Annotated in this window: 10 protein-coding genes; 5 read left to right on the top strand and 5 right to left on the bottom strand. The window is 68.8% G+C overall.

Features of this window, described 5'->3' with window-relative positions:
* Nucleotides 1–242: 242 nt before the first annotated feature.
* The 4 genes from proP to WS57_RS17525 all read right to left on the bottom strand — a co-directional run bounded on the left by proP (nucleotide 243) and on the right by WS57_RS17525 (nucleotide 5618).
* Entirely contained in the window at nucleotides 243–1712 is a 1470-nt protein-coding gene (gene proP, locus WS57_RS17540; protein WP_069244622.1) for a glycine betaine/L-proline transporter ProP, read from the bottom strand.
* 340 nt (nucleotides 1713–2052) lie between these two features.
* The gene (locus tag WS57_RS17535; RefSeq protein ID WP_069244621.1) at nucleotides 2053–2889 is read right to left on the bottom strand and encodes a formate/nitrite transporter family protein; all 837 of its coding nucleotides are present in this window, start codon (nucleotides 2887–2889) and stop codon (nucleotides 2053–2055) included.
* Nucleotides 2890–3204: 315 nt separating this feature from the next.
* The gene (locus WS57_RS17530; protein WP_069244620.1) at nucleotides 3205–4566 is read right to left on the bottom strand and encodes a nitrate regulatory protein; all 1362 of its coding nucleotides are present in this window, start codon (nucleotides 4564–4566) and stop codon (nucleotides 3205–3207) included.
* A gap of 155 nt (nucleotides 4567–4721) precedes the next feature.
* On the bottom strand, nucleotides 4722–5618 hold the full coding sequence (locus WS57_RS17525) for a helix-turn-helix domain-containing protein (protein WP_060297333.1): 897 nt from the start codon (nucleotides 5616–5618) through the stop codon (nucleotides 4722–4724).
* 182 nt (nucleotides 5619–5800) lie between these two features.
* Between WS57_RS17525 and WS57_RS17520 the strand changes: the two genes are divergently transcribed.
* From WS57_RS17520 to WS57_RS17500, 5 genes are all read left to right on the top strand, one after another.
* Nucleotides 5801–6628: an SDR family NAD(P)-dependent oxidoreductase gene (locus WS57_RS17520; protein WP_060297338.1), complete on the top strand. Its 828-nt coding sequence runs from the start codon at nucleotides 5801–5803 to the stop codon at nucleotides 6626–6628.
* 89 nt (nucleotides 6629–6717) lie between these two features.
* A complete protein-coding gene (locus tag WS57_RS17515; RefSeq protein WP_069244619.1) occupies nucleotides 6718–8481 on the top strand; it encodes an FAD-dependent oxidoreductase in 1764 nt (587 codons plus the stop codon).
* 14 nt (nucleotides 8482–8495) lie between these two features.
* The gene (locus WS57_RS17510) at nucleotides 8496–8837 is read left to right on the top strand and encodes an NIPSNAP family protein (RefSeq protein ID WP_009694882.1); all 342 of its coding nucleotides are present in this window, start codon (nucleotides 8496–8498) and stop codon (nucleotides 8835–8837) included.
* Nucleotides 8838–8869: 32 nt separating this feature from the next.
* Nucleotides 8870–9637, top strand: coding sequence for a glucose 1-dehydrogenase (locus WS57_RS17505; RefSeq protein WP_059513831.1), 768 nt, complete (start codon nucleotides 8870–8872; stop codon nucleotides 9635–9637).
* Nucleotides 9638–9737: 100 nt separating this feature from the next.
* Complete coding sequence (locus WS57_RS17500) at nucleotides 9738–11120, top strand: MFS transporter (RefSeq protein ID WP_069244618.1); 1383 nt, start codon at nucleotides 9738–9740, stop codon at nucleotides 11118–11120.
* A gap of 68 nt (nucleotides 11121–11188) precedes the next feature.
* On the opposite strand, the gene WS57_RS17495 is transcribed toward WS57_RS17500, so the two are convergent.
* Nucleotides 11189–12019 carry an aldo/keto reductase gene (locus WS57_RS17495; RefSeq protein WP_059513837.1) on the bottom strand — a complete coding sequence of 277 codons (831 nt, stop codon included), beginning with the start codon at nucleotides 12017–12019 and terminating at the stop codon, nucleotides 11189–11191.
* Nucleotides 12020–12047 lie beyond the last annotated feature (28 nt).

Genomic DNA, 12047 nt, shown 5'->3' with positions numbered 1-12047 from the left:
CGGACCGCGTTCGGCTTTCCCGGGCTCGAAGACGCGAAGGCTGCCCGGGCAATTTATCACGCGCTGGTTCCGGACGCAGGCCGACGAAGCGAAGCGGTGTCGTGCGTGATACGTCGTCGTACCCGCGATCGGTGTCGTCACGCCGCTGCTGTGCCGGCAGACGCGCGCGGCGCCCGTCACGCGACAGGCGGATTCCATCCGTTCGCGCGCGAGCTGACGCGCGAACGGCGCATGATGTCCGATCAGGCGCGCTTGCCGAGCCGCGCGAGCCTGCGATCCGGAACGCGGACGTCGTCGGCCTGTCCGCGCATCAGCGCGAGTGCTTCGGCCCGGCTCGATACGCACGGCCCGGACCCGGGCAGCGGCTGGCGCGCCGTCTCGCGCAGCGCCAGCACCGACACGATGCCGATGAACGACGCGCCCATCAGGTAGTACGCGGGCATCATCAGGTCGCCGGTTGCATCGACGAGCCATGCGGTCACGAGCGGCGTCGTGCCGCCGAACAGCGATACCGACACGTTGAAGCCGATCGCCAGCGCGCCGTAACGGATCTTCGTCGGGAACAGCGCCGGCAGCGCGGACGGCATCACGCCGGTGAAAGTCGACAGCAAGGTGCCGTAGATCAGCATGCCGCCGAACACCGGCAGCATTCCGCCGGTGCGGATCAGCATCAAGGCCGGCACCGACAGCACCAGCAGCCCCGCGCAGCCGAACATCATCACGCGCTTGCGGCCGATCCGGTCCGACAGGTGGCCGGCATAGAGCGTCATCGGCATCATCAGCACCATCACGAGCAGCACCAGGAACAGGCCGTGCGATTCCTCGACGTGCAGCGTCGCCGACAGGTAGCTCGGCAGATACGACAGCGCCATGTAGTCGGTGACGTTGAAGATCAGCACGAGGCCGACACATTGCAGCAGCGGCTTCCACTGCTCGGCAAGCAGTTCGACAAGCGTATGCCGCGGCTGCGGATTGGCGTTGCCCTCGCGCGCATCGATTTCCTTTTTGAACGCCGGCGTTTCCTCCAGCTTCATTCGCACGTACAGGCCCACGAGCCCGAGCGGCCCGGCGATGAAGAACGGCACGCGCCAGCCCCACGACAGCAGCGCTTCCTGCGAGAGCGACGCGGTAAGCACCGCGACCGTGCCCGCGCCGAGGATGTAGCCGGTCAGCGTGCCGAATTCGAGGAAGCTGCCCATGAAGCCGCGGCGCTTGTCGGGCGAGAATTCGGCGATGAAGGTCGCGGCGCCGCCGTATTCGCCGCCGGTCGAGAAACCCTGCACGAGGCGGGCGACCAGCAGCAGCACGGGCGCCATGATGCCGATCGACGCGTAGCTCGGGATCAGGCCGATCGCAAAGGTGCCGACGGCCATCATGATCATCGTCATCGCGAGCACGCGCTGGCGGCCGATGCGGTCGCCGAGCGGGCCGAACACCATGCCGCCGAGCGGGCGCACGAGGAACGCGGCCGCGAAGGTGCCGAAGGTGGCCAGCAGCTGCGCGGACGGGCTGCTGGACGGGAAGAACACCTTGCCGAGCGTGACGGCGATGTAGCTGTAGACGCCGAAGTCGAACCATTCCATTGCGTTGCCGAACGCCATTGCACCCACTGCACGCTTGAGGACGGCGTGGTCGACGATCGTGATGTCGTCCAGGGTAAGGGACGGGCGCGAAGATCGTTTTTTCGCGGGGCGCGCTTGCGACGGACTCAATGAACTCTCCTGGAGGGTGTCGGGGCCGACCGGTCGGGCGATGGGCGAAGGCCGTCCGGCAGAGGCGGGCGCAACGCGGCGGCGCGCGCGTGCGAGTCGCGTCGAAGGACGTGACGGCGCACGCCGCGGGCGATACCGGGCAGGTCGGGCGTGCGATCCAGTGTAGAGAAACCGGCGGCGCCGACTTTCGGTCATGCGTCCGCAACCCGGCAGCAAGCGACACGCGCCGGCGCCGCGATGCGGCCCCCGCCACGGCGAGGGCGCCGCGCGCGGCGGCCGGGGAGCGGGCGGGCGCCCGTCCCGGCCGGCCGGTCAGTCAGTCAGTCGCTCGGCGAGTCAGTCAGGCTTCGCGCGTGGCGATGCTGGCCGACGGCCGGCGCTTGGGCGCGGTCTTGTAGTGCGTGCTGTACAGCGTCGCGCCGACGAAGGTCAGCCCGCCGACGAGGTTGCCCAGTACCGTCGGAATTTCGTTCCACAGCAGATAGTCGAGCAGCGTGAAGTGGCCGCCGAGCATCAGGCCCGACGGAAACAGGAACATGTTCACCACCGAATGCTCGAAGCCCATGTAGAAGAACACGAGGATCGGCATCCACATCGCGATCACCTTGCCCGACACGGAAGTCGACATCATCGCCGCCACCACGCCGGTCGACACCATCCAGTTGCACATGATGCCGCGCACGAACAGCGTGAGCATGCCGGCCGCGCCGTGTGCCGCGTAGCCGAGCGTGCGTGCTTCGCCGATGCCGCCGATCTTCTGGCCGATCAGGTTCGGCGCCTCCGAGAACCCGAACGTGAAAATCACGGCCATGAACACGGCCACCGTCAGCGCACCCGCGAAGTTGCCGCAGAACACCAGCGCCCAGTTGCGCAATACGCCGCTCCAGGTCGCGCCCGGGCGGCCGTCGAGCACGGCGAGCGGCGCGAGCGTGAAGACGCCGGTCAGCAGGTCGAAGCCCAGCAGATACAACATGCAGAAGCCGACCGGAAACAGCAGCGAGCCCACCAGCGGATTGCCGGTGTTGACCGTGATGCTGACCGCGAACGCGGCGGACAGCGCGAGGATCGCGCCAGCCATATAGGCGCGGATGAGCGTATCGCGGGTCGACATCGAGAGTTTCGATTCGCCGGCGTCGACCATCTTCGCGACGAACTCTGCAGGAGCGAGGTATGCCATGGATATGCACTCGTAAAATGGGACAAAAAAAATCCGCGCAACGCCCCCGCCACGATGTGCGGGTGCGTTGCGCGGACGTCGTTATCCACGTGATCGGTCGCCGTGCAGCAGCACGGCGCGCGTACCGGGCCGCCTTTAGCCCGACGCCATGGATAGCGCAAGTTCCATACCAGTTCGACAGGATGCGCGCCGCGGGCGGCTGCACGCGTTCGTGCCGGCACGACGGCCTGCGGTGCATCGGCGTGCCGCACCCGCGCGGTGCAGGCTGCACTGTCGGTGTCCTGAATGCGCGCCGTGCCGGTGCGCGCCGCGCGATCAGTGCGGGGCGTCGTCGTCCGGCGTGTCGGGCGCGTGTCGGCGCATGCGTCGCGCGGCCGTGACCGTGGTCGTGGCCGCCGTTCCGGCGAATGCCTCGGGTGCCGCGAGCGCGGCTTCCGCAATTTCGGCGAGCGGCCGATTGCGGTCCATCGATGCTTTCTGCAGCGTCCGGTACGCAGCGTCCTCGCGCATCCCGAAGCGCGCCATGAGCATCGTCTTTGCGCGCTGGACGAGCCTGCGTTCGAACAGCGTGCGCCGTGCCGCATCCAGTTCGACTTCCGCGCCGGCCAGCGTGGCCGACTGCGATTCGAGCAAGGACCTGAGGCGCGCGAGCGTCGACGGGGTCGCGCTCGTCAACCGTTCCGGCAGCACGTGGACGGCCGTTCCGTCGACGGGCCCGCCGTCCGAGAAGAAGTGCTCGAGCGCCCGTGCGTGCGGCGGCGGATTGTCGCGCAATTGCGCCATCAGGCATTCGGAATCGCGCAGCGTCTGCCGCGCGGCGTCGATCCGTTCGTCGCAGGCACGTCGGACATGCAGCGTCAGCGCGATCTGCAGATGCCAGAGATCGTCGATTCGCGCGCTGGCCGCGTCGAACCAGGCTTCGCTCAGGCCGGCGTCGAGCGCGTCGCCGACAGCAGCCGTGCAGAGCGTGCGCCGCAATTGTTCGAACGTCGCAGTGCCGGGTTGCGTCGAACGCAGCCGCCACCATTCGTCATGCTCGGCATTCGCGAAGTTCGCAAAGACTTCGAGGCTGCGCGCCTGCGCGTCGCACAGGTACGACAGGCGCTCCTGCTGGTCCGCCGAAAAGCCGCCGGCCGCGAACATGTGCGCGCCAACCGCGCGCTCCTGACCGGCTTCTTCCTTGCCCTGCACGATATGGACGAGCGCGACCAGCATGCTGGAGATCGACGGGTCGGGCGCGCCGTCGGCGAGCTGGAAGATCAGCTCCATCAGGCTGCCGATCACGGTGCTGAAGGCCTTCACCGATTCCGGCGCGGACACCGCAAGCGCGTCGACCCGTTCGCGCAGCGTGTCCAGCGACTCCAGGTCGATCAGCGCCCACGCGATCGACGACAGGATCTGCGACGTCGCGTGGCTGGCGGGCGCCAGCTCGCGGTCCAGCCGCGTGCGCAAACGGGCCAGCAGCGGTGCACCGTCGCGGCGCGCGGCTGCACGTTCGGTGGGAAAGCGCGTGCCGCGCGAGGCGAGATAGAGGCTCGTTGCACCACGTTCGCGCTGCAGCGCGTGGATCAGGCGGCCGAGCAGGTCGATCAGTTCGATCCGCCCGGCCAGCCGGCGGAGCGACTCGATTTCCCGCTGCTTGGCCAGCAGGGCGAATGGCAGAACGGAGGCAGGCATGGCGCGCCGCGACTGTCGTGGACGGATCGATGCAGTGTAGCGGGAACAATATTCGGCGGGGGCCTTGTGCCTGCGTTCGGCCGGGGCGGGCGGTCAGGGAAGGCGCGGCGGCGACGCAAGGAGCGACGCGCCGCAGCGCAGCGTCGACCGATTCGCTACGGCGCCAGCATCAGGTCGCGATGCGCGGACGCGCGGAACTCGCCCGGCGTCAGCCCGGTCTGCTTGCGGAAATAGCGGCTGAAGTACGCGCTGTCGACGAAGCCCATTTCGTGCGCGATCTGCTTGACGCTCAGGTTCGAATAGACGAGATCGCGCTGCGCTTCGCGAATCAGGTGTTCGTTGATGACGGCCGTCGTCGGGATGCCCAGTTCCTCGCGGCAGACGCGCGCGAGCTGCGCGGCGGTCACGCCGAGGCGCTCCGCGTAGAACTCGACCGGCTGGTGCTCGCGAAAGTGCGCGGCGATCAGCTCGTGAAAGCGTCGCAGCAGCGTGCCGCGCCGGTCGGTGAGTGCATGCGGCGGCGCCGCCGCGAGATCGCTCAGGCGCGCGACATGCACGAGCAGCGCGACCAGCAGCGCCATTCCGGCGGCGCCGCGTCCGCGCGACGCGCCGCGGAATTCCTGTTCGAGCAGCGAGAAAAGCGGCATCAGCATCGACACGCTCGCGTCCGGCCCCCGGACCGGAATCACCGCGGCGCGCTGCAGGACCGGCAGCACGCCGGGCGCGACGACCTTCAGCAGTGCGTCGGGCGCACGTTGCGCGACGGTGATCACCAAGCCGTCGATCTCCGGCGAGAACTCGAACGCATGCACGGTCTGCGCGGGCAGCAGCACGAGGCACGGCGGCGCGAACGGGTGCTTTTCGCTCTCGATCACGACATGCCCGCTGCCGTCGCGAATGTACAAAATCTGCAATAGCGCATCGTGCCGGTGCGCGGCGATATGCCAGTCGTTGGGCCGGCTGCGCTCCGGGATCCATTCGAAGTTGAACGCGTCGTACCAGGGCGGACGGGCCGATTCGCCATACAGATCGTAGTTAGGGATTCTCCTCATGTCGGCTGGCCTCCTGTGTACAAATTGTCCTGTTGCCTGATGCGTTTGTCCAGTTTTCGCACATGACGCGCTTCTATACTTTTCTCACCGGCGCGGCCCATGTGCATCGCAGCCGCGACCGAACCCTCCATACGAGATGCACCGGAATATATCGCCATTCATTAGAAAGGATCACGAATCATATGTCGGAGACAGGCAATCACCAGCCGGACTGGCTTCAGCTCGGCCGGCAGGTATGCGTCGTGACGGGCGCGGCGGGCGGCATCGGCGCGTCGATCGCGCAAACGCTGGTCGCGGCCGGCGCACGCGTCGCACTGCTCGACCGCGATGCGGACCGTACGATCGCGCTGGCCGAACGGCTGCGCGGCAGCGGCGGCGACGTCGTTGCGATCGCATGCGACATCGGCGACCGCGCCAGCGTCGCGCAGGCGGCCGAGCACGTGCAGCGCGAGCTCGGCGCACCGGACGTGCTCGTCAACAACGCGGGGCTGCTGCGCGCCGGCGGCATCGAGACGATCGACCTCGATGCGTGGAATGCGATGCTGCAGGTCAATCTCACCGGCTACATGCTGTGCGCGCAGGCGTTCGGCCGCGCGATGCTCGCGCGCGGCTCGGGAGCGATCGTCCACGTCGCGTCGATCGCGGCGCGCCATCCGCAGACGCACAGCGGCGCGTACAGCGCGAGCAAGGCGGCGGTCGCGATGCTGGCGCGCCAGCTCGCGGCCGAATGGGGGCCGCGCGGGATCCGCAGCAATACCGTGTGCCCCGGCATGATCCGCACGCCGCTGTCCGAGTCGTTCTATGCGGACGGCGACATCGAGGCGCGCCGCAGCGCGATGACCGCCAGCCGGCGCATCGGGCGTCCCGACGACATCGCGAACGTCGTCGCGTTTCTCGCCAGCCCGCGCGCGGGCTATGTAAACGGTGCGGAGCTGGTCGTCGACGGCGGCCTCGACGCGATGCTGATGGACCTGGTTCCGCGGCCCGGCTACGAAGCGGGCGCGAAGTAATTCAACGACATGGCGTGCGCCGCACACAAGGCCGCCCGCGAACGTGCGGCGCGGTCGAGCGGCACCGCCATCGGAAGGAGGAGAACACCATGAGCGACCAGCAGCGCTCTACCCAACTCACCTGCGACCTGCTCGTGATCGGATCGGGAGCAGGCGGCCTGTCCACCGCGATTACCGCGCGCAAGGCGGGGCTCGACGTCATCGTCGTCGAGAAGGAAGCGTGCTTCGGCGGCACGACGGCTTTTTCCGGCGGCGTGCTGTGGATTCCCGGCAATCGCCATGCGTTGGCGAACGGCGTGCGCGACACGCGCGAGGCCGCACGCACCTATCTGCGCGGCGAAGCAGGCGCGTTCTACGACGACGACGCGATCGAGGCCTTTCTCGAACACGGCCCGGCGATGCTCGACTTCTTCGAACGGGAAACCGACGTGAAATTCGTCCCGACGCTCTATCCGGACTATCACCCGAACCTGCCGGGCGGCGTCGACATCGGCCGCTCGGTGGTCGCCGCGCCGTTCGACGCGCGCGGCCTCGGGCGCGATCTCGAGCGCCTGCGTCCGCCGCTGAAGACCATCACGTTCATCGGCATGATGTTCAATTCGTCGAACGCGGACCTCCGGCATTTCTTCAATGCGACGCGCTCGCTGAAGTCGGCGTGGTACGTGACGAAGCGGCTCGCGTCGCATCTGAAGGATCTCGCACTGTATCGCCGCGGCGTGCAGATCACGAGCGGCAATGCGCTCGCCGCGCGGCTCGCCAAGTCGGCTCTGGACCTCGGCATCCCGATCCTCACGAATGCCGCTGCGCGCGAGCTCACGATGCGCGACGGGCGGATCGTCGGCGCGACGGTCGATGTCGAAGGCGTGCCGACCGGCATCGTTGCGCGGCGGGCGGTCGTGCTCGCATGCGGCGGCTTCTCGCACGACGTGGCGCGCATTGCCCACGCGTATCCGCACGTCGCGCGCGGCGGCGAGCACGTGTCGCCGGTGCCGGTCGGCAATACCGGCGACGGCGCGAAGCTGGCCGAGCGCGTCGGCGGCCGCGTCGAGATCCGCTATCCGCAGCCGGCCGCATGGATGCCGGTGTCGCGCGTACCGTTCGGCGACGGACGCTTCGGCGTGTTTCCGCATCTGCTCGACCGCTACAAGCCCGGGGTGATCGGCGTCACGCGGCGCGGCACGCGTTTCACCAACGAATCGAATTCTTACCACGACGTCGGCGCCGCGATGATCGACGCGTGCCGCGACGACGCCGAGACCGCGATGTGGCTCGTCTGCGATCACGCGACGATCCGCAAGTACGGCCTCGGCTTCGCGAAGCCCGCGCCGGTGCCGCTCGGGCCGCTACTGCGCAACGGCTATCTGGTCAAGGGCGACACGCTCGCGGAACTCGCGCAGCGGGCCGGCATCGACGCAGCGAATCTCGCGGCCACCGTGCGCCGCTACAACGAAGGCGCCGTACGCGGCGAGGACCCGGCGTTCGGCCGCGGCACGACGTCGTTCAACCGCTATCTCGGCGACCCGGACCATCATCCGAACCCGTGCGTGGCGCCGCTCGGCGACGGCCCGTACTACGCGCTGAAGGTGCTGATGGGCGATCTCGGCACGTTCGACGGGATTCGCACCAACGTGCCCGGGCAGGTACTGGCGGCCGACGACCGGCCGATCGCCGGGCTCTACGCGGTCGGCAACGACCGCGCCAGCATCATGGGCGGCAACTATCCGGGCGCGGGCATCACGCTCGGGCCGATCATGACGTTCGGGTACCTGACCGCCCGCCACATCGCCGGCATCGCCGACCCGACGCCCGCCGTTGCCGAAACGCACGCCGCCGCCGCGCGCGCGACGGCCTGACTCCGGAGTTCACCATGCCTGACTCGAAAGCCTTCATCGACCACCGCATCTACACGATCCGCCCGCGCGGGATGGCGGAATTCCTCGAGATCTTCGACCGGCTCGCCATGCCGATCCAGGTAAGGTATCTCGGCCCGCCGGTCGGCTTCTACATGAGCGACATCGGCGCGCTGAACCAGGTGGTTCACCTGTGGGGCTACGACAGCATCGCGGATTACGATGCGCGCCGCACCGCGCGCGACGCCGACCCGGAATGGCCCGCCTATCTGCAGGCATCGGGCCATCTGATCGTCGCGCAGGAAAGCCGCATCGTGCGTCGCGTCGATTTTCCGAGCCTCGCGTATCTGACGCGCTGACCACCGCGCGACCGACAAAAACAGGAGACGACATGAGCAACCTGCGTGTGGCGATCGTCACGGGCGGTGCGGACGGCATCGGCTGGGCCTGCGCAACGCGGCTCGCCGACGACGGCTATCGCGTCGCGATCGCCGACCTGGACGGCGAGCGCGCGATGCGGCGGGCGGCGGAACTTGGCGACGGGCACGTCGGCGTGCGCGTCGACGTTGCCAGCGAGGAGGACGTGGCCGCGTTGATGCGCACCGTCGCCGAGCGCTTCGGCCGGATCAACGTGCTGGTCAACAATGCGGGAATCGGCGAGCAGAACGCGCCGACGCTCGAGCAGTCGGCGGCGGCCTTCGACCGGCTGCTGGCCGTGCATGTGCGCGGCACGTTTCTCGCAAGCCGCGAAGCGGCGCGCGTGATGCTCGCGCGCCGGTCCGGCGCGATCGTCAATCTCGGCTCGATCGCCGGCCAGGGCGGGATTCCGACGCGCAACGCGTACGGCGCCGCGAAGGCCGCGATCGCGTCGCTGACGCGCTCGATGGCATGCGAGTGGGCGCGCGCTGGCGTGCGCGTCAACGCGGTCGCGCCCGGCTACGTGGCGACCGAACTGGTCGAAACGCTCGCGCGCAACGGCCAGTTGAACCGCGCGGCGATCGAACGACGCACGCCGCTCGGGCGGCTGGCGGACCCGGACGAGATCGCGCGCGCGATCGCGTTCCTCGCCTCGGACGCGGCGAGCTACATCACCGGCACCGTGCTGAACGTCGACGGCGGCTGGCATGCATACGGCGCTGCGCAAGCCGCGCCGGACTGAGCGTCGCGGTCGATCCCGACGCGCGACGGATAACGAAATACGGAGACACCCGTGCGCGAGCGACGCAGACGCGCCGCGCACGGACTACAGGAGACAGACGATGACAACCCCCCAGCGTACGCTCGACGTGCAGTCGTTCATCGACGCCGAACGCTTTTCCCCCTGCCAGTGGCTGATATTGATCCTCTGCTTTCTGGTCGTGGCCGCCGATGGCTACGACACGGCCGCGATCGGCTTCATCGCGCCGGCGCTGGTCCAGGACTGGGGCATCGCGCGCAGCGCGCTCGGCCCGGTGATGAGCGCGGCGCTGGCCGGGCTTGGCATCGGCGCGCTCGCCGCCGGCCCCTGTGCGGACCGGCTCGGCCGCAAGACCGTGCTGGTGCTGTCGGTGGCATGCTTCGGCGCGTGGAGCCTCGTGTCGGCGCACGCGCAGTCGATCGGCACGCTGACGGCATTTCGCTTCCTGACCGGCCTGGGCCTGGGCGCGGCGATGCCGAACGCGGTCACGCTGATGTCCGAGTATGCGCCGGCGCGGATTCGCGGCGTCGCGGTCAACGCGATGTTCTGCGGGTTCTCGTGCGGACTCGCGGTCGGCGGCATCACGTCGGCATGGCTGATTCCGCACTTCGGCTGGCAGAGCGTGCTGAGCGCAGGCGGGATCGGTCCGATCGTGCTGGCCATCGCGCTGGCCATGCTGCTGCCGGAGTCCGCGCAGTATCTGGCCGTGCGGCAGGGCACGCATGAGCGCATCGCGCGGATCCTCGCGCGGATCGCGCCGCACGAGCGTTTCGACGGCTGTACGTTCGTCGCCGCCGGAGCGCGCGCGGAGACGGGTAGCGGGAGCGGGGCATCCGCGCTCGCGCAGGTGCTGTCGGCACGGTTCCGCACGCGCACGCTGCTGCTGTGGGCAGCCTATTTCATGGGACTGCTGATCTACTACCTGCTGACCAACTGGATGCCGACGCTGTTTCGCGACGCAGGCTTCGACACCGAGCACGGCGCGCTGATGACGTCGCTGTTTCCGCTTGGCGGCGTGCTCGGCAATCTGTGCGCCGGCTGGCTGATGGATCGCTTCAATCCGAACCGGACGATCGTCTGCGCGTACGTCGTGGCCGGTGCGCTGGTGCTCGTGGTGAGCCGCACGATCGGGCACGCCGCATGGCTCGGCACGCTGATCTTCCTGTGCGGCACCGTCGTGACGAGCGCGGTGACGTCGATGTCCGCGTATGCGGCGAGTCTCTATCCGACGCGCTGCCGCGCGACGGGCGTCGCGTGGATGCTCGGCATCGGCCGGATCGGCGGCGTGGCCGGCGCGTTCGTCGGCGCAATGCTGATGGGGCTCGGCTGGCGCTTCGGCGACGTGTTCAGCCTGCTCGCGATGCCGGCGCTCGCGGCGGCCGGCGCGCTGTACATGATCGGCGGCCGCCGGGCGGATGGGGCGGAGCAGGATCGCGCGGCGGGGCCGGCGGTGCAGCAGCACTGAGCGGGCGGGATGCGCGGGCGTCCGCGCGGCCGTTGCGGCTGTCGCCGCGATCGACACGCGCGCCGGCGTTACGCGGCAGGATCCCACTGCGGCGCGAACGCCGGGCTCACGAGCCGCTGATCCTTGGGCAGCCCGGCAATCAGCGCGCGATCGTCGTCGTCCAGTTCGATGTCGAGCGAGGCGAGATTGGCGAGCTGATTGTCCTTCCCGGCTGCCTTCGGCACGGCGGCGACATTCGGCTGGTCGAGCAGCCATTTGAGCGCGACCTGCGTCGGCAGCACGCGATGCTTGTCGGCGATCCGCTGCAGTTCCGGGATCGTCGACACGCGGTTGCGCGCGAGCGGGCTGTACGCGATCAGCGCCATGTCGTGCTGCTCGGCAAACTGCAGCAGCCGGGTCTGGCCGAGCAGCACGTGGTATTCGACCTGCATCGCGGCCAGCGGCGCCTGCATCACGTCGACGACTTCGTGCAGCAGCGCGAGCGGAAAGTTCGCGACGCCGATCGCACGGGCGCGGCCCTGTTCCCTGAACGACACGAGCGTGTCGATCGTTTCCGCGAGATTCCAGTCGGGTGCCGGCCAGTGGATCAGGAACAGGTCCACGTAGTCGGTGCGCAGCGCGCGCAAGGTGTTGTCGAACGATTGCCGCATGCGTTCGGGGCTCAGCTGGTCCCACCAGACCTTGCTGGTCACGTGGATCTGCTCGCGCGGGACGGCCGATGCGGCGATCGCATTGCCGACTGCCGCTTCGTTGTCGTATGCGGCGGCGGTGTCGACATGCCGATAGCCGGATTCGAGCGCGCTTGCGACGGCGCGCGTACACGTGTCGCCGAGCATCGGCCAGGTGCCGAGGCCCAGTTTCGGCAGGTTCAGCGAATGGCGGTTGACGATGCGTTGCATCAGCGGTTCCTCCTCGATGATGGGGCGG

Source organism: Burkholderia pseudomultivorans (assembly GCF_001718415.1).
GTDB classification, from domain to species: Bacteria; Pseudomonadota; Gammaproteobacteria; order Burkholderiales; family Burkholderiaceae; genus Burkholderia; species Burkholderia pseudomultivorans_A.
Note: the sequence above shows the minus strand (reverse complement) of the source record. Positions and strands in the feature narration are given on the sequence as shown.